At 71.6% G+C, this 22,559-nt stretch carries 17 protein-coding genes and 1 pseudogene; 13 read left to right on the top strand and 5 right to left on the bottom strand.

The genetic code is table 11. The features are described from left to right. Positions 1–61 precede the first annotated feature (61 nt). The 13 genes and pseudogenes from L3078_RS11435 (at position 62) to pgi (ending at position 15,497) form a co-directional block, all read left to right on the top strand. Positions 62–733 (top strand): response regulator transcription factor, encoded by a 672-nt coding sequence (locus L3078_RS11435; protein WP_239753330.1) that lies wholly within the window; start codon positions 62–64, stop codon positions 731–733. 67 nt (positions 734–800) lie between these two features. Further along, positions 801–2,894, top strand: a complete 2,094-nt coding sequence (uvrC, locus tag L3078_RS11430; RefSeq protein ID WP_239753329.1) for an excinuclease ABC subunit UvrC — start codon at positions 801–803, stop codon at positions 2,892–2,894. After that, positions 2,891–3,961, top strand: coding sequence for an RNase adapter RapZ (gene rapZ / locus L3078_RS11425; RefSeq protein WP_239753328.1), 1,071 nt, complete (start codon positions 2,891–2,893; stop codon positions 3,959–3,961). The genes uvrC and rapZ overlap by 4 nt, the downstream gene beginning before the upstream one ends. Beyond that, positions 3,958–5,037 carry a gluconeogenesis factor YvcK family protein gene (locus L3078_RS11420; protein WP_239753327.1) on the top strand — a complete coding sequence of 360 codons (1,080 nt, stop codon included), beginning with the start codon at positions 3,958–3,960 and terminating at the stop codon, positions 5,035–5,037. Before rapZ ends, L3078_RS11420 begins: the two co-directional genes overlap by 4 nt. Further along, positions 5,028–6,017, top strand: a complete 990-nt coding sequence (gene whiA, locus L3078_RS11415; protein ID WP_033526623.1) for a DNA-binding protein WhiA — start codon at positions 5,028–5,030, stop codon at positions 6,015–6,017. Before L3078_RS11420 ends, whiA begins: the two co-directional genes overlap by 10 nt. A 182-nt stretch (positions 6,018–6,199) precedes the next feature. Next, on the top strand, positions 6,200–9,154 hold the full coding sequence (locus L3078_RS11410) for a M14 family metallopeptidase (protein WP_239753326.1): 2,955 nt from the start codon (positions 6,200–6,202) through the stop codon (positions 9,152–9,154). A gap of 269 nt (positions 9,155–9,423) precedes the next feature. Continuing rightward, positions 9,424–10,434: a type I glyceraldehyde-3-phosphate dehydrogenase gene (gap, locus tag L3078_RS11405; protein ID WP_215454515.1), complete on the top strand. Its 1,011-nt coding sequence runs from the start codon at positions 9,424–9,426 to the stop codon at positions 10,432–10,434. Between the two features lie 136 nt (positions 10,435–10,570). Then, the gene (locus tag L3078_RS11400) at positions 10,571–11,782 is read left to right on the top strand and encodes a phosphoglycerate kinase (RefSeq protein ID WP_239753325.1); all 1,212 of its coding nucleotides are present in this window, start codon (positions 10,571–10,573) and stop codon (positions 11,780–11,782) included. A 6-nt stretch (positions 11,783–11,788) separates the two neighbouring features. Continuing rightward, a complete protein-coding gene (gene tpiA, locus L3078_RS11395; protein WP_239753324.1) occupies positions 11,789–12,565 on the top strand; it encodes a triose-phosphate isomerase in 777 nt (258 codons plus the stop codon). 113 nt (positions 12,566–12,678) lie between these two features. After that, complete coding sequence (secG, locus tag L3078_RS11390) at positions 12,679–12,909, top strand: preprotein translocase subunit SecG (protein WP_029181151.1); 231 nt, start codon at positions 12,679–12,681, stop codon at positions 12,907–12,909. Between the two features lie 228 nt (positions 12,910–13,137). Further along, entirely contained in the window at positions 13,138–13,473 is a 336-nt protein-coding gene (locus tag L3078_RS11385) for an RNA polymerase-binding protein RbpA (protein ID WP_003957010.1), read from the top strand. Positions 13,474–13,514: 41 nt separating this feature from the next. Beyond that, positions 13,515–13,768: pseudogene (locus tag L3078_RS11380) on the top strand (MFS transporter); the annotation flags it as partial. A gap of 73 nt (positions 13,769–13,841) precedes the next feature. Continuing rightward, positions 13,842–15,497, top strand: a complete 1,656-nt coding sequence (pgi, locus tag L3078_RS11375; protein WP_239753323.1) for a glucose-6-phosphate isomerase — start codon at positions 13,842–13,844, stop codon at positions 15,495–15,497. 79 nt (positions 15,498–15,576) lie between these two features. On the opposite strand, the gene fabG is transcribed toward pgi, so the two are convergent. The 5 genes from fabG to L3078_RS11350 are packed head-to-tail and all read right to left on the bottom strand — an operon-like array spanning position 15,577 to position 22,556. Next, the gene (fabG, locus tag L3078_RS11370) at positions 15,577–16,410 is read right to left on the bottom strand and encodes a 3-oxoacyl-ACP reductase FabG (protein ID WP_239753322.1); all 834 of its coding nucleotides are present in this window, start codon (positions 16,408–16,410) and stop codon (positions 15,577–15,579) included. Beyond that, positions 16,407–18,068, bottom strand: coding sequence for an MFS transporter (locus L3078_RS11365; RefSeq protein ID WP_239753321.1), 1,662 nt, complete (start codon positions 18,066–18,068; stop codon positions 16,407–16,409). Before L3078_RS11365 ends, fabG begins: the two co-directional genes overlap by 4 nt. Then, on the bottom strand, positions 18,065–19,531 hold the full coding sequence (locus L3078_RS11360) for a nitrosuccinate lyase (RefSeq protein ID WP_239753320.1): 1,467 nt from the start codon (positions 19,529–19,531) through the stop codon (positions 18,065–18,067). The genes L3078_RS11365 and L3078_RS11360 overlap by 4 nt, the downstream gene beginning before the upstream one ends. 5 nt (positions 19,532–19,536) lie before the next feature. After that, complete coding sequence (locus L3078_RS11355; protein ID WP_239753319.1) at positions 19,537–21,633, bottom strand: FAD/NAD(P)-binding protein; 2,097 nt, start codon at positions 21,631–21,633, stop codon at positions 19,537–19,539. Further along, positions 21,630–22,556, bottom strand: a complete 927-nt coding sequence (locus L3078_RS11350) for an NAD-dependent epimerase/dehydratase family protein (RefSeq protein WP_239753318.1) — start codon at positions 22,554–22,556, stop codon at positions 21,630–21,632. Before L3078_RS11350 ends, L3078_RS11355 begins: the two co-directional genes overlap by 4 nt. Positions 22,557–22,559: the final 3 nt, after the last annotated feature.

The raw sequence follows: 22,559 nt of genomic DNA, 5'->3' as shown, positions 1-22,559 counted from the left end.
CCGTGTTCAGGCAGGCTGTTGGGACAAACGGGACAGGTCGGGCAAGGGGGAGACCGAGACCATGGAGGCCGATCAGCATCCGGTGCGCGGGCGAGTGGTGCTCGCGGACGACGACGTGCTCCTGCGGGAGGGCCTGGCGAGCCTCTGCGAACGCGTCGGCTACGAGGTGGCCGGGCAGGCCGGCGACGGCGCCGGGCTCCTGGAGCTGGTGGAGAACGAGCTGCCGGACATCGCGATCGTCGACATCCGGATGCCGCCGACGCAGTCCACGGAGGGGTTGAAGGCGGCGCGGGAGATCCGGGAGCGGTATCCGTCCGTCGGGATCCTCGTGCTGTCGGCGTTCGTCGAGGTCGAGGACGCCTTGGAGCTCCTGGCCGGTGGGCGCAGCATCGGATATCTGCTCAAGAGCCGGATCACCGTCGTGGACGAGTTCCTGGAGACGCTGGACCGGATCCGGCGAGGCGGGTCGGTGGTGGATCCGTCGCTGGTGCAGGAACTGGTCGCCGCGCAGCGACGTGACGATCCGCTGTCGATGCTCAGCAACCGGGAGCGGGAGGTCCTCGGCCTGATGGCGGAGGGGCGGTCCAACGCGGGCATCGGCCGCCGGCTGTGGGTCACCGAGGGGACGGTCGAGAAGCATGTGCGGAGCATCCTGGGCAAGCTGAGACTGCCCGAGGAGCCGGACGACCACCGCCGGGTCCTGGCCGTGCTGACGTTCCTGGAGACGCGCTAGCGGCGGGGGATCGGCCCTTGTCCACAGGGCCCCCGTGTTGTCACTCCCCGCCAGTAGGGTGTGGTGCATGGCCGATCCCTCCAGCTACCGCCCCAGTCCGGGGCAGATCCCGGACTCCCCAGGGGTGTACAAGTTCCGTGACGAGCACCGCCGGGTGATCTACGTCGGGAAGGCGAAGAGCCTGCGCCAACGCCTGGCCAACTACTTCCAGGACCTGGCCGGCCTCCACCCGCGCACCCGGTCGATGGTCACCACGGCCGCCTCCGTGGAGTGGACCGTGGTGTCCACGGAGGTCGAGGCACTGCAGCTGGAGTACTCCTGGATCAAGGAGTTCGACCCCCGGTTCAACGTCAAGTACCGCGACGACAAGAGCTACCCGTACCTCGCGGTCACGATGAACGAGCAGTACCCGCGCGTGCAGGTGATGCGCGGTCACAAGAAGAAGGGCGTGCGCTACTTCGGGCCGTACGCGCACGCGTGGGCGATCCGGGACACCGTCGACCTGCTGCTGCGGGTCTTCCCCGTGCGCACCTGCTCGGCCGGGGTGTTCAAGAACGCGGCCCGCACCGGCCGCCCCTGTCTCCTCGGTTACATCGGCAAGTGCTCGGCCCCCTGCGTCGACCGCGTCTCCGCCGAGGACCACCGCGAACTGGCCGAGGAGTTCAGCGACTTCATGGCCGGGCGCACCGGCACGTACATCCGCCGTCTGGAGAAGCAGATGACGGACGCGGCCGAGGAGATGGAGTACGAGCGGGCCGCCCGGCTGCGGGACGACATCGAGGCCCTGAAGAAGGCCATGGAGAAGAACGCGGTCGTGCTCGCCGACGCGACCGACGCCGACCTGATCGCCGTCGCCGAGGACGAGCTGGAGGCCGCCGTCCAGATCTTCCACGTCCGCGGCGGACGCGTGCGCGGCCAGCGCGGCTGGGTCACCGACAAGGTCGAGGCCGTCACCACCGGTGACCTCGTCGAACACGCGCTCCAGCAGCTGTACGGCGAGGAGACGGGCGACTCCGTGCCCAAGGAGGTCCTCGTCCCGGCGCTGCCCGACCCCCTCGGGCCCGTCCAGGAATGGCTCACCCAGCGTCGGGGCGCCAATGTCTCCCTGCGCATCCCGCAGCGCGGCGACAAGAAGGCGCTCATGGAGACGGTCGCGCGCAACGCCCAGCAGTCGCTCGTGCTGCACAAGACCAAGCGCGCCTCCGACCTCACCACCCGCTCCCGTGCCCTGGAGGAGATCGCCGAGGCCCTCGATTTGGACAGCGCCCCGCTCAGGATCGAGTGCTACGACATCTCCCACCTCCAGGGCGACGACGTCGTGGCCTCCATGGTCGTCTTCGAGGACGGCCTCGCACGCAAGAGCGAGTACCGCCGCTTCCAGATCAAGGGTCGTGTCGGGGACACGCAGGTCTGGCACGGCGAGGGCCAGGACGACGTCCGCTCCATGCACGAGGTCATCGCCCGCCGCTTCCGGCGGTACCTCGCGGAGAAGGAGAAGACCGGCGAGTGGGTGGAGGAGGACGCCGCCGAATCCGGTGACGGCGGCCCGACGGGCGGCCTCAAGGACGACGACGGCCGCCCCAGGCGGTTCGCCTACCCGCCGCAGCTCGTCGTCGTGGACGGCGGGCAGCCGCAGGTGGCCGCCGCGCGGCGGGCCCTCGACGAACTGGGCATCGACGACATCGCCGTGTGCGGCCTCGCCAAGCGCCTGGAGGAGGTCTGGGTGCCCGGCGAGGACGACCCCGTGGTCCTGCCCCGCACCAGCGAGGGCCTCTATCTGCTCCAGCGCGTCCGCGACGAGGCCCACCGCTTCGCCATCACCTACCAGCGGACCAAACGCGCCAAGCGCTTCCGGGCGAGCCCCTTGGACGACGTGCCCGGCCTCGGGGAGGCTCGCAAGCAGGCCCTGCTGAAGCACTTCGGCTCGCTGAAGAAGCTGCGGGCCGCGACGATCGAGCAGATCTGCGAGGTTCCCGGCATAGGGCGCAAGACCGCCGAGACGATCGCGGCGGCCCTCGCCCAGGCGGCTCCGGCCGCACCCGCCGTGAACACGGCGACCGGAGAGATCATGGAGGAAGAGGAGCCCGGTACGACGGCGGACCCCTCTGGGGAGCCCGTGGCCGCGGGCGCCCCGGACCGGCGGCGAGGGCAGGAGACATGACCGACCACGACGAGCGCCCGGGCCTCCGGGAACATGCAGAACCCCCGGAGCGCTCAGAGCGTCCAGAAGAACAGCACCACGAGCACACAGCGGAGCGCGGGGCAGCCCACAGCGCGGTCGGCGACGACACCCCGCAGCACCCAGCGCCACAGGAAGACGGAGCACACGTGAGTACGGGCATCGAAACAGCCGGGGTCCCCGAGGCGGCCATCCCCGAGCTGGTCATCATCTCCGGCATGTCCGGTGCCGGACGGTCCACGGCCGCCAAGTGTCTGGAGGACCTCGGCTGGTTCGTCGTCGACAACCTGCCGCCCGCGCTGATCCCCACCATGGTGGAGCTCGGCGCCCGCTCCCAGGGGAACGTGGCCCGGATCGCGGTCGTCGTCGACGTCCGCGGCCGCCGCTTCTTCGACAACCTCCGCGACTCCCTCGCCGACCTGGCCACCAAGCACGTCACCCGGAGGATCGTCTTCCTGGAGTCCTCCGACGACGCCCTGGTGCGCCGCTTCGAGTCGGTGCGCCGCCCGCACCCCCTCCAGGGCGACGGCCGCATCACCGACGGCATCGCCGCCGAGCGGGAGCTGCTGCGCGAGCTGCGCGGCGACGCCGACCTCGTCATCGACACCTCCAGCCTCAACGTGCACGAACTGCGCGCCAAGATGGACGCCCAGTTCGCCGGCGAGGAGGAGCCCGAGCTGCGGGCCACCGTCATGTCCTTCGGCTTCAAGTACGGCCTCCCGGTCGACGCCGACCTGGTCGTCGACATGCGCTTCCTGCCGAACCCGCACTGGGTCCCGGAGCTGCGCCCGTTCACCGGCCTCAACGAGGAGGTCTCGGCGTACGTCTTCAACCAGCCCGGCGCCAAGGAGTTCCTCGACCGCTACACCGAGCTGCTCCAGATGATCGCCGCCGGCTACCGCCGCGAGGGCAAGCGGTACGTGACCATCGCGGTCGGCTGCACCGGCGGCAAGCACCGCTCGGTCGCCACCTCCGAGAAGCTCGCCGCCCGCCTCGCCTCCCAGGGCGTCGAGACCGTGGTCGTGCACCGGGACATGGGGCGCGAGTGACCGGACCCACCTCGTCCCGGCTGAGCAGGCTGAGCAGACTGCGCCGGGTCGTCCCGGAGGGCCGTACCGACCGGCCCGCCGAGGCCCGCGGGGCCAGGCCGCGCCGCCGGGGCGCTCAGCCCAAGGTCGTCGCGCTCGGCGGCGGCATGGGCCTGTCCGCCTCGCTCGCCGCGCTCCGCCGGATCACCGGCGACCTCACCGCCGTCGTCACCGTCGCCGACGACGGCGGCTCCAGCGGACGCCTCCGTGACGAGCTGGGCGTCCTGCCGCCCGGCGACCTGCGCAAGGCGCTGGCCGCGCTCTGCGGCGACGACGACTGGGGCCAGACCTGGGCCCGCGTCATCCAGCACCGCTTCCAGTCCAAGGGCGACCTGCACGAGCACGCGGTCGGCAACCTGCTGATCGTCGCCCTGTGGGAACAGCTCGGCGACCACGTCCAGGCACTCGACCTGGTCGGCAGGCTGCTCGGCGCCCAGGGCCGGGTGCTGCCCATGTCCGCGGTCCCACTGGAGCTCCAGGCCCTGGTCAAGGGTCACGACCCGGACCGCCCGGACGAGGTCGACACCGTGCGGGGACAGGCCACCGTCGCCCTCACCCCCGGCGAGGTGCAGTCCGTGCACGTCGTGCCGCACGACCCGCCCGCCGTCCCCGAGGCCGTCGCGGCGGTCCGCGACGCCGACTGGGTGGTCCTCGGCCCCGGCTCCTGGTTCTCCTCGGTGATCCCGCACCTGCTCGTGCCCGAGCTGCTCGACGCCCTCACCGAGACCAAGGCCCGGCTCGTGCTGTCGCTGAACCTCGCCCCGCAGCCCGGAGAAACCGATGGCTTCTCCCCGCAGCGTCATTTGGAGGTTTTGGCACGACACGCCCCTAAACTCGCCCTGGACGTGGTGCTGGCCGACGAGGCCGCCGTGCCCGACCGCGACTCCCTGACCGACGCCGCCAAACGGTTCGGCGCCGCGGTCGAGCTGGCGCCGGTGGCCCGGACCGACGGATCTCCGCGGCATGACCCGGAGCTGTTGGCCGCCGCGTACGACCGTATTTTTCGGATGCATGGAAGGATCGGCCCATGGCGATGACGGCAGCGGTGAAGGACGAGATCTCCCGGCTACCCGTCACCCGGACCTGCTGCAGAAAGGCGGAGGTCTCGGCGATCCTGCGGTTCGCGGGCGGGCTGCACCTGGTGAGCGGCCGCATCGTGATCGAGGCGGAGCTGGACACAGCGATGGCGGCCCGCCGCCTCAAGCGGGACATCGCGGAGATCTTCGGCCACGGCTCCGAACTGATCGTGATGGCCCCCGGCGGCCTGCGCCGAGGTTCCCGTTACGTCGTCCGGGTGGTCGCCGGCGGTGACCAGCTGGCCCGCCAGACCGGCCTGGTGGACGGCCGGGGCCGCCCGATCCGCGGTCTGCCGCCCCAGGTGGTCTCCGGTGCCACCTGTGACGCGGAGGCGGCCTGGCGGGGCGCCTTCCTGGCCCACGGCTCGCTCACCGAGCCCGGCCGTTCGTCCTCCCTGGAGGTGACCTGCCCGGGCCCGGAGGCCGCCCTCGCACTGGTCGGCGCCGCCCGTCGGCTGTCGATCGGGGCCAAGGCGCGCGAGGTGCGGGGCGTGGACCGGGTCGTCGTACGCGACGGGGACGCCATCGGCGCGCTCCTGACCCGCCTCGGCGCCCACGAGTCCGTGCTGGCGTGGGAGGAGCGCCGGATGCGCCGCGAGGTCCGGGCCACGGCGAACCGGCTCGCCAACTTCGACGACGCCAACCTGCGCCGCTCGGCCCGGGCCGCCGTCGCCGCCGGCGCCCGCGTGGGCCGCGCCCTGGAGATCCTCGCCGACGACGTCCCCGAGCACCTCGCGGCCGCCGGACGGCTGCGGATGGAGCACAAGCAGGCCTCCCTGGAGGAGCTGGGCGCGCTCGCCGACCCGCCGCTGACCAAGGACGCCGTCGCGGGCCGGATCCGGCGGCTGCTCGCCATGGCCGACAAGCGCGCGTCGGACCTCGGCATCCCGGGGACCGAGGCCAGTCTCACCGAGGAGATGGCCGAGAATCTCGTGGGGTGACCGCCCCCCCCCGTACAGCTCAACTCGCCGGTGCCGACGCCCATTTGGGTGCTGTCGGCACCGGCCTTCGGCTTTCTGTGTGAATTCCGCGTATGGCCTGTGAGGCACCCTTGACGTGACCCATGTCTGACATGAGCCTGGCGTCTGTTCGCCGCTGGGGCGAACCACTGCAAGGGGGGCTCATGAGACGAAGAGCGAGATCGATCCTCGCTGCCGGCGCGCTCCTGCTGGGCGGTGGTGCGGGACTCGCACCACTCGCCCAGGCGGCCGAGAACGACGGCTCGGACACCGAGGAAGTCAAGGTCTTCCGGGCCGAGGTGACGAAGAAGCAGATACCGCTGCTGCTCGCGGCCGGGCAGGACGGTCACGAACTCAGCGAGCAGGCGCCGGAGAAGGGCACCGCGTCGGTCGAGGTCTACCTCACCGACAAGCAGGCGGACGCCCTGGAGGAGCAGGGCGTCGAGCTGAGGGAACACCGCCTCACCAGCAAGGCCGAGGCACGCGTGGACGCCGCCGGCGACGGGGTCTACCGCCCCTACAGCGGCGCCGGCAACCTCAAGGAGGAGATCCTCCGTACGGGTCAGGAGCACCCCTCCCTGACCAAGGTGGTCTCCCTCGGCAAGACCCTGCGGGGCCAGGACATCCTCGCGGTCAAGCTGACCAAGAACGCGAAGAAGACCAAGGACGGCGCCAAGCCGTCGGTGCTGTACCTGTCCAACCAGCACGCCCGTGAGTGGATCACGCCCGAGATGACCCGGCGCCTGATGCACCACTACCTGGACAACTACAAGACGGACAAGCGGATCAAGAAGATCGTCGACTCCACCGAGTTGTGGTTCGTGATCTCCGCCAACCCGGACGGCTACGACTTCACGCACCAGGCCGACGGCAACCGTCAGTGGCGCAAGAACCTGCGGGACGTCAACGGCGACAACGCCATCACCGTCGGCGACGGCGTCGACCTCAACCGCAACTTCGCCTACAAGTGGGGCTACGACAACGAGGGTTCCTCCCCGTTCCCCACCAGCGAGACCTATCGCGGCGGCGGCCCGAACTCGGAGCCGGAGACCAAGGTCCTGGACGCCTTCGAGAAGCGCATCGGCTTCGAGTACGGCATCAACTACCACTCGGCCGCCGAACTCATCCTCTACGGGGTCGGCTGGCAGGTGGCCAGCCCCAGCCCGGACGACGTGGCCTACAAGTCGCTGGCCGGCACCCCGGAGAACCCCGCGATCCCCGGCTACCGCCCCCAGCTCTCCTCCGAGCTGTACACGACGAACGGCGAGGCGAACGGCCACGCCTCCAACGTCAACGGCGCGGCGTTCTTCACCCCCGAGATGTCGACGTGCCAGACCGCGTCGAACATCGACCCGGACGACGCCTGGAAGCCCGAGGACTGCGCCTCGGTCTTCACGTTCCCGGACGACGAGAAGCTGATCCAGCAGGAGTTCGAGAAGAACATCCCCTTCGCGCTCTCCGTCGCCGAGTCCGCGGCCAAGCCCGACCAGCCGAAGTCCTCGGTCGGCATCGACGCCCCCGACTTCACCCCGGCCGCCTTCACCACGTCGTACTCGCGCGGCGCCGACCAGACGATCTCCGTCGTCGCCCGCAAGTCCGTGCGCGACAAGGAGCTGAGGTACCGGATCAACGGCCGCGGTCCCACGTACGACCAGACGCTCAAGGCCTGGAAGGGCGGCGAGACGTTCGGCGGCGCGGACAACCTGTACTTCGACGAGTACCGGGCCAAGGTGCAGGACGGCGAGCCGGGCGACAAGGTCGAGGTCTGGTTCACCGGTGAGACCAAGAGCGGCAAGCCGACGAAGAGCGAGCGGTTCACCTACACGATCGCCGAACGCCCCAAGGCCGACACGCTCGTCGTCGCCGAGGAGGGCGCGACCGCGACCCAGACGCAGGTCTACGTGGACGCGCTGAAGGCCAACGGCAAGAAGGCGCTCGTCTGGGACGTCGCGACCCAGGGCGCGCCCGACGCGCTCGGCGTACTGAAGCACTTCAAGCAGGTCGTGCACTACACGGGCGCCGTGCGCCCCGGCGTCGCCACCCAGCTCGCCCTGCGCGCCTACCTCAACGAGGGCGGCAAGCTGATCGAGTCGGGCGAGAGCGCCGGCGGCTCGGTCGACCTCGGCGACGGCACGCTGTCGAACGATTTCAGCCAGTACTACCTGGGCGCGTACAGCCGTACCTCCCTGCCGAACGCCACCGCCTTCGCCGGTCTCGCCAAGCTCGACGGCTTCTCGGGAACCCTCGGCGACGCGCCCGGGAACCCGCTGAACACCGCCGGATCGTTCGGCGTCACCTCCGACGCCCTGCCCGTGGAGACGTTCCCGCAGTTCGCGAGCGCGGGCGCCGGCCAGTACCCCGGGACCGTCAACCCGTACGGCCCCTACGAGGGCGCCTCCATGGCGGCGGCAACGCACACCGACTACGCCTGGAACCGGCTCACCCGCACCATCGACCTCACCTCGGTGACCGCGGCGGACAGGCCGACCCTGCGCACGCAGCTGCTGTGGAGCACGGAGGAGGGGTACGACCACGCACTCCTGGAGGCGCACACCGTCGGCGCGGACGACTGGACGACGCTGCCGGACGCCGGCGGCGCCACCTCCACCACCGTGCCCACCGAGTGCGAGGCCGGGTTCTTCGTCCAGGGTCACCCCGCCCTGAAGCGGTACCTGACCGTGGGCGCCGGGGGCTGCACGCCCAGCGGCACCAGCGGCGCCTGGAACAGCTTCACCGGGGCCTCGGACGGCTGGCAGCAGGTCGAGTTCGACCTGTCCGCGTACGCCGGCAAGAAGGTCGAGGTGTCGCTCAGCTACGTCACCGACCCCGGCAGCGGCGGTCGCGGCCTCCTCGCCGACAACGCCACCGTCGTCATCGGCGGCACGCCCGGCGCGGTGGACGGCTTCGAGACCTCGCTCGGCGCGTGGAGCACCCCCGGCCCGCCGGCGGGCAGCCCGGCGGTCGTGAAGGACTGGGGACTGTCGGGTGAACTGTTCAAGACCTTCGGCGCGGTCACCACGGACGACACGGTGCTGCTGGGCTTCGGTCTGGAGCAGGTCGTCTCGGCGGCCGACCGCAAGGCACTGCTCGGCAAGGCGCTGGCGGCACTGAAGAACTGAGTGCCGACTGCGCCGAACGGGTGAGGAAAGCCCTCGTGGGCGGCCCTCCGGACATCGAAAATCAGATGATCGGGGGGCCGCTCAAAAGGTAATCACCTTGTAAAACCAGGGCGGTCCGTACCCCTACCGGTGAGTACGGACCGCACCGGCATGTATAGGGCATCTCGATGTCACTCGACGGGTGCCGGGGAGGTAGGGTCGTAGGCGGTCGGGGACATCCCATACAGCTCGCCGGCACTGAGCCGGCGTACCAACGAGGAGATCGGTTCGTGACGATCCGCGTAGGCATCAACGGCTTTGGCCGCATCGGTCGTAACTACTTCCGCGCGCTGCTGGAGCAGGGTGCGGACATCGAGATCGTGGCTGTCAACGACCTGGGTGACACCGCGACCACCGCTCACCTGCTGAAGTACGACACCATCCTGGGCCGTCTCAAGGCCGAGGTGTCGCACACCGCCGACACGATCACCGTGGACGGCCACACCATCAAGGTCCTCTCCGAGCGCAACCCCGCGGACATCCCGTGGGGCGAGCTGGGCGTCGACATCGTCATCGAGTCCACCGGCATCTTCACGAAGAAGGCCGACGCCGAGAAGCACCTCGCCGGCGGCGCCAAGAAGGTCCTCATCTCGGCTCCGGCCAAGGACGAGGACATCACCATCGTGATGGGTGTCAACCAGGACAAGTACGACCCGGCGAACCACCACGTCATCTCCAACGCCTCCTGCACCACCAACTGTGTGGCGCCCATGGCCAAGGTCCTCGACGAGAACTTCGGCATCGTCAAGGGTCTGATGACGACGGTCCACGCCTACACCAACGACCAGCGCATCCTGGACTTCCCGCACTCGGACCTGCGTCGCGCCCGCGCCGCCGCCGAGAACATCATCCCGACCACCACGGGCGCCGCGAAGGCCACCGCGCTGGTCCTCCCGCAGCTCAAGGGCAAGCTCGACGGCATCGCGATGCGCGTCCCGGTCCCGACCGGCTCGGCCACCGACCTGGTCGTCACGCTGCAGCGCGAGGTCACCAAGGACGAGGTCAACGCCGCGTTCAAGAAGGCCTCCGAGGACGGCGACCTCAAGGGCTACCTGGCCTACACCGAGGACCCGATCGTCTCCTCCGACATCGTCAGCGACCCGGCCTCCTGCACCTTCGACTCCTCCCTGACCATGGTCCAGGAGGGCAACTCGGTGAAGATCCTCGGCTGGTACGACAACGAGTGGGGCTACTCCAACCGCCTCGTCGACCTCACGGTCTTCGTCGGCGGCCAGCTCTGATCGGCAGAGCGGGCACTTCCGTGTGAGAGCAGGGCTCGGGCGGCGCAGGGACGCGCCGCCCGAGCCCTGACGCACGTACAAAAGCGGTTCCTCCTACGATCACGAGCACCACAAGTCCTCCTCGGGAGCCCTCTCCATGAAGACGATCGACGAGCTCCTCGCCGAGCCAGTCGCCGGCCGGCGGGTCTTCGTCCGCGCCGACCTCAACGTGCCACTCGACGGCACCACCATCACCGACGACGGCCGTATCCGCGCCGTCCTGCCCACCGTGAAGGCGCTGGCCGAGGCGGGCGCGCGCGTCGTCGTCGCCTCCCACCTCGGCCGCCCCAAGGGCGCCCCGGACCCGGCCTTCTCCCTCGCTCCGGCCGCCGCCCGCCTCGGTGAACTCCTCGGCGCCGACGTGGCGTTCGCGACGGACACGGTCGGCGAGTCCGCCACCGCCACGGTCGCGGGCCTGACCGACGGCCAGGTCGCCGTCGTCGAGAACCTGCGCTTCAACGCCGGCGAGACGAGCAAGGACGACGCCGAGCGCGGCGCCTTCGCCGATCAGCTGGCCGCCCTCGCGGACGTCTACGTCGGCGACGGCTTCGGCGCGGTCCACCGCAAGCACGCCTCGGTCTTCGACCTCCCGGCCCGGCTGCCGCACTACGCCGGGTACCTCATCGCCACCGAGGTCGGCGTCCTCAAGAAGCTCACCGACGACGTCCAGCGGCCCTACGTGGTCGCCCTCGGCGGCGCCAAGGTCTCCGACAAGCTCGCCGTCATCGACCAGCTGCTCGGCAAGGCCGACCGCATCCTCATCGGCGGCGGCATGGCGTACACCTTCCTCAAGGCCAAGGGGTACGAGGTCGGCGGCTCCCTCCTCCAGGAGGACCAGCTCGGCGCGGTCACCGAGTACCTGGAGCGCGCGGAGAGCACCGGCGTCGAGATCGTCCTGCCCGTGGACGCCGTCGTCGCCCCCGCCTTCCCGGACCTGAAGAGCAAGGCCCCGGCCGACGCCACCTCGGTCGCCGCGGACGCCATGCCCGCCGGGCAGATGGGCCTGGACATCGGTCCGGACTCCGCCACGCTGTACGCCTCGAAGATCGCCGACGCCGCCACCGTCTTCTGGAACGGCCCCATGGGCGTCTTCGAGCACCCCGATTTCGCCGAGGGCACCAAGGCGGTCGCCCAGGCACTCCTCGATTCCAAGGCCTTCACGGTCGTCGGCGGCGGCGACTCCGCCGCGGCCGTACGGCTCCTGGGCTTCGACGAGAACGCATTCGGCCACATCTCTACCGGTGGCGGCGCCTCCCTCGAATACCTCGAGGGCAAGACGCTCCCCGGTCTCGCCGCACTGGAGGACTGACCCTCAATGAGCACGCGTACGCCCCTGATGGCGGGCAACTGGAAGATGAACCTCAACCACCTCGAGGCCATCGCCCACGTCCAGAAGCTCGCCTTCGCCCTCGCCGACAAGGACTACGAGGCCTGCGAGGTCGCGGTCCTGCCGCCCTTCACCGACCTGCGCTCGGTCCAGACCCTGGTCGACGGCGACAAGCTCAAGATCAAGTACGGCGCCCAGGACCTCTCGGCCCACGACTCCGGCGCCTACACCGGCGAGATCTCCGGCCCGATGCTGGCCAAGCTCAAGTGCACCTTCGTGGCGATCGGCCACTCCGAGCGTCGCCAGTACCACGACGAGACCGACGAGATCGTCAACGCCAAGGTCAAGGCCGCCTACAAGCACGGCCTCACCCCGATCCTCTGCGTCGGCGAGGAGCTGGAGGTCCGCGAGGCGGGCAACCACGTCTCCCACACGCTCGCCCAGGTCGAGGGCGGCCTCAAGGACGTCCCCGCCGAGCACGCCGAGACCGTCGTCATCGCCTACGAGCCCGTCTGGGCCATCGGCACCGGCAAGGTCTGCGGCGCCGAGGACGCGCAGGAGGTCTGCGCCGCCATCCGCGCCAAGCTCGCCGAGCTGTACGGCCAGGAGCTGGCCGACAAGGTCCGCATCCAGTACGGCGGCTCCGTCAAGGCCGGGAACGTCGCCGAGATCATGGCCCAGGCCGACATCGACGGCGCCCTCGTCGGCGGTGCCTCGCTGGACGCCGACGAGTTCGTCAAGATCGTGCGCTTCCGCGATCAGTGAGTGGCACCAGTGAGTAGGCCCTAGCGGCGTAACGTCGTACTCTTGCGGGGACCGGCCACGCGGCCGGTCCCCGCAGTCCATCAGAATCCGAGGAAGTTGGTCCAGCCGTGGTTATGGGGTTCTCGATCGCCCTGATCGTCTTCAGCCTGCTGATGATGCTGCTGGTGCTGATGCACAAGGGCAAGGGCGGCGGCCTCTCCGACATGTTCGGTGGCGGTATGCAGTCCTCCGTCGGCGGCTCCTCGGTCGCCGAGCGCAACCTCGACCGGATCACCGTCGTGGTCGGTCTGCTGTGGTTCGCGTGCATTGTCGTACTCGGCATCCTGATGAAGGTCAACAACTGACCCTCAGGCCGACACCGGCGAACAACGCGTCACGGACGCACCATTCCGCACGTAAAGCCCCATGCCGGGTACGCGACTTCGAGCGCGGCCTATCATGGGGCTTGCGTCTGTGGGTGGGATGTAACTCCAATCACTGGACGCGCGTTGGGCCTTACGTAGACTGAGGCGCTCGCAGCGAAGCGAAACGCCGACTCGCTTCGCCGCACCATCACGCAGGGAGTTACGACCGTGGCAAGTGGCAACGCGATCCGAGGAAGCCGGGTCGGGGCGGGGCCGATGGGCGAAGCCGAGCGCGGCGAGTCCGCACCCCGGCTGCGCATCTCCTTCTGGTGCTCCAACGGACACGAGACCCAGCCGAGTTTCGCCAGCGACGCTCAGGTCCCCGACACCTGGGACTGCCCGCGCTGCGGCTTCCCGGCCGGACAGGACCGGGACAACCCGCCGGACCCACCGCGCACCGAGCCCTACAAGACGCACCTCGCCTACGTCCGCGAGCGGCGCAGCGACGCGGACGGCGAGGCGATCCTCGCCGAGGCGCTCGCCAAACTGCGGGGCGAGATCTAGACAGTGACACCGGCCGGGCACCGAGGGGTGCCCGGCCGGAACTGTTCGGAGCCATGGGGATGGTGTGGACCGTCAACACCACGACGCTGATGCCACAGCGCACCCCCGCCGACCTGCTCGGCCGCGTCGCTCCGCCTTCCGGACGCTCGGTGTGGCCGGGGCGCCTCTCGGTGCTCTCCTGCTCGCCGCCGTCTTCTTCGCCGTGTCCGTCGGCACACTGACACCGGCGCTCGGGGCGGACGTATCTGTTGTCGTGTCGGACGACCCCGGGACGACGGCTCGTGTTTCGTCGTGATCAATTAGGTTGGAACGGCAGCGGGGCAAGGTACGCAGGCAGGACCAGGTAGGAAAGAAGGCTGAAGTCCGAGATGAACGCAGAAAGCCGTACCAGGCTCAACCAGACGCCGGAGTGGACCGCGCTGGCCGAGCACCGGGAGCAGCAGGGCGAGGTCGGGCTGCGGGAGTTGTTCGCGGCCGACCCGGGGCGCGGCGCCGGGTACACACTGGAGGTCGGCGATCTGCACGTCGACTACTCCAAGCATCTGGTCACCGACGAGACACTGCGGCTGCTGCGCGAGCTGGCCGCCGCGACCGACGTGTTCGGGCTGCGGGACGCCATGTTCCGCGGCGAGAAGATCAACACCACCGAGGACCGTGCCGTCCTGCACACCGCGCTGCGCGCCCCGCGCGACGCGGTGATCGAGGTCGACGGCGAGAACGTGGTGCCCGGTGTGCACGCCGTGCTCGACAAGATGGCCGCCTTCGCCGAGCGCATCCGCTCCGGCGAGTGGACCGGCCACACGGGCCGGCGCATCAAGAACGTCGTCAACATCGGCATCGGCGGCTCCGACCTCGGCCCGGCGATGGCGTACGAGGTGCTGCGCTCCTACACCGACCGCGATCTGACCGTCCGTTTCGTGTCCAACGTGGACGGCGCCGATCTGCACGAGGCGGTGCGGGACCTGGACGCGGCGGAGACGCTGTTCATCATCGCCTCCAAGACGTTCACCACCATCGAGACGATCACCAACGCGACCTCCGCGCGCGACTGGCTGCTCACCGAGCTGAAGGCCGGCTCCGAGGCCGTCGCCAAGCACTTCGTGGCGCTCTCGACGAACGCCGAGAAGGTGTCGGACTTCGGCATCGACACGGCCAACATGTTCGAGTTCTGGGACTGGGTCGGCGGGCGGTACTCCTACGACTCGGCGATCGGGCTGTCCCTGATGATCGCGATCGGTCCCGACCGCTTCCGGGAGATGCTCGACGGGTTCCACATCGTCGACGAGCACTTCCGCACGGCACCCGCCGAGTCCAATGTGCCGCTGCTGCTGGGCCTGTTGGGGATCTGGTACGGCAACTTCCACGACGCCCAGTCGCACGCGGTGCTGCCCTACAGCCACTACCTGTCCAAGTTCACCGCCTACCTCCAGCAGTTGGACATGGAGTCCAACGGCAAGTACGTGGGCCGGGACGGCGTGCCGGTGGAGTGGCAGACCGGGCCGGTGGTCTGGGGCACGCCCGGGACCAACGGTCAGCACGCGTACTACCAGTTGATCCACCAGGGCACGAAGCTGATCCCGGCGGACTTCATCGGCTTCGCCGAGCCGGTCGCCGAGCTCAGCGACACGCTCAAGGCCCAGCACGACCTGCTGATGGCCAACTTCTTCGCCCAGACCCAGGCGCTGGCCTTCGGCAAGACGCCGGACGAGGTGCGGGCGGAGGGCGTGCCGGAGGAGCTGGTGCCGCACAAGACCTTCAAGGGGAACCACCCGACGACCACGATCCTGGCGAAGGAACTGACCCCGTCGGTCCTCGGTCAGCTGATCGCGCTCTACGAGCACAAGGTGTTCGTCCAGGGCGCCGTCTGGAACATCGACTCCTTCGACCAGTGGGGTGTCGAGCTGGGCAAGGTCCTCGCCAAGCGCGTGGAGCCGGCGCTCACGGAAGGGGCCGAGGTACCGGGGCTCGACGAGTCCACGAAGGCCCTGGTCGCCAAGTACCGCTCGCTGCGAGGGCGGAGCTAGTTCTCATCCGCGTTCCGTACAGGGGTGGGGAAACGGGCGGCCGCGCGACGTCCGCTTCCCCACCCGGTCGCGGCGCACCTCAGTGGCCCAGCCCGGCGCCTCCGTCGACCGGGATCACGGCGCCGCGTACATAGCCCGCGCCGACCAGGAAGGCCACCGCGTCGGCGACCTCCTCCGGGGTGCCCGGGCGGCCGGCGGGGGTGGTGCTCAGCAGTGCGCGGCGCTGTTCCGGGGTGAGGGCGCGGGTCATGTCCGTCTCGGTGAGCCCGGGGGCGACGACGTTGCAGGTGATGTCCCGGGAACCGAGCTCCTGGGTGAGGGAACGGGCGAAGCCGACGAGGCCGGCCTTCGCCGCCGCGTAGTTGGTCTGGCCGGGTGAACCGTGCAGGGCCGCCGTGGAGGAGAGCAGGACGATCCGGCCGTGGCCCGCGCGCAGCATGCCTCGCACCGCACGCCGCGCGACGCGGAAGGCGCCGGTGAGGTTGGTGTCGACGACGGAGACGAAGTCCTCCTCCGACATCCGCACCAGCAGCCGGTCCCGGGCGGCGCCCGCGTTCGCGACCAGGACGGTGACCGGGCCGTGCGCCGTCTCGGCCTCCTTGAAGGCCTGGTCGACCTGGGCGCCGTCCGTCACGTCGCACCGTACGGCGAGGAAGCCCTCGGAGGCGGGGGGTGCCTCGCTCCGGTAGGTCACGGCGACACGGTCCCCGGCCGCCGCGAATCGGCGGGCTATGGCGAGTCCGATGCCCCTGTTGCCGCCGGTGACGAGGACCGAGCGGGCTGCGGGAGCCACGGGGGAGGCGGGCGCCGGGGTCGTCGCCGGGGTCGTGGCAGAGGGCGCGGCCGGGGTGGTGGCTGCGGATGCGGCCGGGGCGGTGGATGCGGCCGGCTTCGCGGTCGTCGGCTGTGTCATCGTGCGGTTCCTCTCGGCGCCGGGTCCGACGGCTGGGTGGGCTCCTGCGGGTGTGTGGCGGAGGTCTGGGGTCCGGGGCGTTCCCGCGACCCGGTGGGTTCTGGGCTCCCGGGTGCCGGGCGGGCGCGCAGGCCCGTCACCGCCACCGCGCAGCCGATGAGGGCGAGGGCGGCGACGGAGAGCGTGGCGGCGTACATGGCGTCGAGGAAGGCGCGGTCGGCGGCGGTCGCCAGGCCGGGCAGGTTCAGCGAGTCGGCGAGGGAGCGGGCGGCCTCTGCGGAGGCGCGGGCCTGTTCCCCGGCGGCGGGGGACAAGCCCTGTGCGGGGCCGGGCAGTTCGGCCTCCGCCATCCGGTCCCGGTAGACGGCCGAGAGGATGGAGCCGGCCATGGCCACGCCGAGGGTGCCGCCCACCTGCCGGGTCACGCTGTTGACGGCGGAACCGGCGCCCGCGAGCTGGGGCGGCACCCCGCGCATCATCACGGCCGTGACCGGCGTGCCGACCAGGCCCATGCCGAAGCCCTGGATCCACAGCAGCGCGGCGACGACCCACAGCGGGGTCTCCCCGTCGAGCCAGGCGTACGCGACGTAGGTGGCGGCGGTGGCCAGCACCCCGGCCGCGACGGTCCAGCGGGCCGACAGTCGACGGCTCAGCGCCGGCGAGGCCTGGCTGCCCAGGACGATGCCGATCGCGGCGGCGATCATGACCGTCCCGGCGTCGGCGGGGGAGAGGCCCCGGGGGCCCTGGAGATAGAAGGCCGCGTAGAACAGGTGACCGGCCAACGCCATGAAGGCGATCAGCAGGACCACGCTGCCGGCCGTGAAGCCGGGCTGCCGGAACAGCCGCAGATCCAGGCTGGGCGCCCTGGACCTGTGCTGACCGGCGACGAAGACGGCCAGCAGCACACCGCCCACCACCAGGGGCAGCAGTACGTGCGGCCCGTACCAGGCGCTGCCGCCGCCGAGTTCGATGATGCCGTAGACCACTCCGCCCAGGCCGAGCACCGACAGGACGAGGCCGGGCAGGTCGAGCACACGGCGTCGGGAGCCGCCGAGGTCGGGGACGACGGCCAGGACCGCCGGCAGACACAGGGCGACGATCGGCACATTGACCAGGAACACCGAGCCCCACCAGAAGTGGCTGAGCAGCGCCCCGCCCGCGACCGGGCCGATGGCCACGCCGAGACCGCTCGACGAGCTCCAGATCGCGATCGCGCGGGTGCGTTTCTCCTCCGGGGTGCTCTGCACGATGACCGTCAGGGTGGCCGGCATCAACAGGCCGGCGCCCGCGCCCATGAAGACGCGGGCCACGATCAGCCACTCCGGGCTGGCCACGAACGCGCCCGCGCCGGAGGCCACGCCGATCAGCGCGAGCCCCGCGACGAGCGTGTTCCGGGGGCCGAAACGGTCGGCGAGCGCGCCGCCCGCGAAGAGGGTGCCGGCGACGACCAGGGTGTAGGCGCTCGCCACCCACTCCAGTTCGCCGGGGGTGGCACCCAGGCCCTCGACCGGGTCGGCGAGCGTGGTGACGGCGACGTTGAGGATCGAGGTGTCCAGCCAGATCAGCATCTGCGCGCAGACCACGACCACCAGGACCGGCCAGGAGCGGGTGGGTGGGGCGGCCTCCGGGGCCCCGGTCGTCCGGCTCACGGTGCTCACAGGGTTCCTCCGCCGGTCGTCTCGTGGCCGCGCGCGCCGTCGTATCTGCGCAGGGCGCGGTCGATCAGGTCGTCGGCCGCGCCGGTGTAGCGGGCCGGGTCGAGCAGTTCCGCCAGCTGGGCGGAGGGCAACCGGGCGGACAGCTCGGGGTCGGCGATCAGCAGCTCGCTCAGGGGCCGGCCGGTGTCGGCGGCCTCGGCCGACGCGGCGGTCAGCAGCTTCTTCGCGCGGGCCTTGCCGAGCGCCGGGGCCAGGGCCACGGCCAGCCGTTCGGCGACGATGGCACCCCCGGTCAGATCGAGGTTGGCCCGCATGCGCTCCGGGTGGACGACCAAGCCCTCCGCCAGCTCGACGGCGGTGTGCGCGGCCCCGCCCGCCAACCGCAACGCCTCCCGCAGCGGCTGCCATTCGGCGTGCCACGCCCCGGCGGGCCGTTCGTCCTCGGCGAGCAGACACTGCGCCAGCACGAGCGCGTGCGCGGGTACCTGCCGGGCGGCCGACACGATCAGTGTGGCCAGCGCGGGATTCCGCTTCTGCGGCATGGCCGAGGAGGCCCCGCGCCCGGCCGCCGCCGGCTCGGACAGCTCACCGATCTCGGTACGGGACAGCGTCTGCACGTCCAGCGCGAACTTCCCGAGCGCCCCGGTGACGAGCTGCAGTACGGCCCCGAGCTCGGCGACGGGCGTGCGGACGGTGTGCCAGGGGAGGGTGGGTTCGGCGAGGCCCAGAGCCGAGGAGAAGGGCCCCAGCAGCTCCGGACCGCCCGCGTCGGGGGTGCGATCAGCCCTCGCGGGCCCGCGGCTGTCCGTCTCCCGGCGGCTCGCGCGGTCCACCGCCGCGTACTCCCGGTACGCGGCCAAGGTCCCACCCGCTCCCCCCAGTTGCGCCGGAAGCCCGGACGCCACCGCCCGCACCCGCACCGCCGCGTCGACCACCAGCTCCAGCCACCCCGCGGCCTTCAGCCCGAAGGTCGTCGGCACGGCGTGCTGGGCCAGGGTGCGCCCGGCGAGGACGGTGTGCCGATGGGTGTCGGCCAGCGCGGCGAAGGCCCCGGCGACCCGTGACAGATCCCCGCCGATCAGCCCGAGGACCCGGCGGGCGATCACCATCGCCGCCGAGTCCAGGATGTCCTGACTCGTGGACCCCCGGTGCACATACTCCGCGGCGCCCGGATCCTGCGCGGCGACGACCTCGGTGAACGCGGTCACCAGCGCGACCACCGGATTGGCGGCGGCCCGGGCGGCGTGGGCCAGGGCGGGCAGGTCGAGCCGTTCCACCCGGGCCGCCGAGGCGATCGTCTCCACCACGGCCGCCGGTGTCAGCCCGACCGCGTGCTGGGCGCGGGCCAGCGCCACCTCGGCGTCCAGCATGGCCTGCAGCCACGCCTCGTCGGTCACCTCCGCCGCGGCGGGCGTACCGGCCCAGGTGGGGGCGAGCAGGCCCGCGTCGGTGCCCACGGACATCGCGTTCACGCTCCTCGACTCTCTCCGCCTGCTGTCCGGCCTGCCGCCGGGGTGAGCCCGAGCGCGGCCCGGGCGATCGCGTCCGCGTCCTCCAGCGTCACCGAGCCCACGCCGGGCCTGATGCCGACCGCCGTCACCCAGCGCACGCCCTCCACCGGCACCCCGAAGGCGTACCGGCGCGGATGCGGTCGGCCCCCGGCGTCCACGAGCCTGGGCGGGCCGTCGGTCACCGCCAGCCCGCCGGGCTCGTACCCCGCGCCGCCACCGAGCCGGTACGGCGCGCACGCACCGGCCCGGAACAGTGCCCGCAGCAGCGGGTCGGCGCTGCGCCGCAGATCGACGGCGGGCAGCCGCGCCTCGATCAACGCGGCGACCCGGACCGGGGGTTCGTCCACCAGCTCCGCGTCCACGAGGAAGCAGCCAGGGGCGGGGCCGCCTTTGTCGGAACCGGGCCCCTCGGGACCGAGTCCGTCGGGACCGGGTTCTTCGAGGCCGCCGTCGGGCGACCAGGCCCGGACGCGGATGCCCGGGCCCAGCACGTGCAGCACGTCCGCCTCGATCAGCGCGATCAGCTCCTCGATCCGGAAGGCGGGCGGGCCGATCGACGTGAAGGCGTTCAACGGGGTGTACCAGTCGTCGAGTTCGGCGCGGTACGAGTCGCCGGAGACCCCGCCGTGGTCGACGACGAGCCGGATCTCGTTGCGGAGGTCCCGCAGGGCGTCCAGCGCGGCCTTCAGCGGGCCGTTCACATTGCCGAGGCGGGCCTCGGCGACATCCCGGCGCAGATGATCCAGCAGCCAGAGCCGGAAGGCGGCCCGGTCGCTGAACGTCCGCTCGCCGTAGGGCTGTTCGATCCGCGCCCAGTCCCATCGCTCGTCGGCCGGGACACCGTGCTCGTCGAGCAGGGCCGCCTCGGCGCCCTCGTCGCCCGAGGCCGCGAGGTACGACCGTACGAAGGCCGCGGCCGCCTCCGGCCCCCGGGCAGCGCGGATGCGGGCCTCGTGGTGGACGGTCCGTACCTCGCGGTCGACGAGGGGCCAGAGGGCGTCGCGGAAGCCGAGGGGGTGGCCGGCGGTCACGCGGTGCCGTAGCTCCGCGATGACGTCCGGCGTCAGGAAGCGCGGCTCGTGGCGGCCGAGGGCGCCCTTCTCGTTCTCGCCCCGGGCGTGGTACGGCACGCCGCGCCGCGAACCGGCGTACAGGACGGGCTCGTTGCCGCTCGGCAGATAGACGAGACCGGACTCGCCCTCCTTGAACGTGCCGCCGCGGCCCTCGGTGAGCAGGGCCAGGCAGTCGAAGAAGTTCAGGCCCAGGCCGCGCAGGGCGACCGGGGTGCCCGGGGCGATGCCGCTCAGGTCGGTGTAGGCCGGATTGGCGGGGGCCACGTAGGTGAGGCCGTGGCGGTCGGCGAAGGAGCGCAGCGCGCGTTCCTCCGGCGACGGGGTCAGGGCGCCGTGGCCGAGGGCCAGCACCACGCCGGCCAGCCCGGTCAGCCGTTCGCCGTTCGCCAGGGTCACCGTCTGCGGTCCGTCCGGGGTGTCCTCGCACAGGCCGATCGCGGTGGTCCGGTGCGGGTGGACGGTGACATGGGCGGGAGCCGTACGTAACAGGTGGCGGAAGACCCACTCCAGGTAGTGGCCGTGGAACGCGCGGGTCGGATAGGTGTCCGGGCCGAGCCGTCGGGCCTCGACCAGGGCGCGGGCCGGGAGATCGTGGTCGACGACCCCGTCCCGAGCCGCGCACGCCCACTCGTAGAGGCTGGGGCCCGGCACCGTCGGCCCCGCGCAGTCCACGCTCGCGTCGGTGAACAGCGTCACCTGGGAGGCGACCGTGTTCATCAGCAGCTCGCCCGGCTGGTCCGTGCGCCAGACCGCGCCCGCGCCCGGCGGGTACGGGTCCACGAGGTGCACCTCGACCGGCCGGACGAGTTCCCCGGCATTCGCACAGATCCGCTCCAGGACGGACAGCCCCCGGGGGCCGGCACCGACCACACAGACGGTGAGGGGGCCGCCGGGGCCGGGGGCGCCGGGCAGGGCGGCTGCCGTGACGGTCCCGCCGGGCAGGGGTGTGTCGGGCGCGGTGGTGTCGTCGGGGGCGGTCATTCCTGGCCCAGTCCGTCGCGCCAGCTCGGTCTGGCCGGCTTCCAGCCGAGCGCCGTGCGGGCCCGGTCGTTGGCGGCGCCGTGCGCCGAAGTGAGCTGGTGGGCCATGAACCAGCCGAGGAGACGGGGCGCGAGGGCCGCCGGGACCGTGCGCGGCGAGGGCGCGGCGAGCATCCGGGCGAGATGGGGCAGCCACTGCGCGGCCGGGGCCGGATCGTCGTCCGTCACATGGAACACTCCGCTCGCGTCGGCCTCGACGGCCGTCACGGCCGCCCCCACGGCGTCCTCGACGTGCAGGAACGACATGATCCCCGCCCCGCTGCCCGGCAGCGGCAGCCGCCCGGCCCGCACGGAGTGCGCGGTCGCGCCGGTGGGGGCGTACGCGGTGCGGGGGCCGTACAGCGTGCCGTAGCGCAGCACCACACCTTCCAGGCCGTTGTCCCGGTCCGTCACCCGCCGTTCCAGCTCGGCGACGGCCCGCACGGTCGAGGCCCAGCCGGGGTCGGGGGCGTCCACGTACAAGGGCGCGTCCTCGTCGAGGACCGGGTCCCCGGCCGGGGCGGCGGCGAACGCGATGGACTGGGCGACCAGCCGGCGCGCGCCGGCCGCGCGGGCCGCCTCGACCAGATGGGCGGTGCCCTCGGTGCGCAGCCGGGCGGTGAGGGCGAAGGCCCCCGGCGGGTCGTCGCGCAGCAGACGCAGCGCCGACATCTGGTGGACGACCACCTCGGGCCGGGCTGCCGACACCGCCGCCAGCACGGCCTCACGGTCCAGGGCGTCGGCGACCACCACCTCGTCCGCCTCCGGGACCCGGTCCCTCGACCTCTGCCGCACCAGTGCGCTCACCCGGTGGCCCCGCGCCCGCAGCGCGCCCACCAGCGGACGGCCGACCACTCCGGTGGCCCCGGCGACAAGTACGCGCATGCC

This window comes from Streptomyces deccanensis (assembly GCF_022385335.1).
Taxonomy (GTDB): domain Bacteria; phylum Actinomycetota; class Actinomycetes; order Streptomycetales; family Streptomycetaceae; genus Streptomyces; species Streptomyces deccanensis.
The sequence above is the reverse complement of the archived record's forward strand: the minus strand, read 5'-3'. Positions and strand labels throughout refer to the sequence as shown.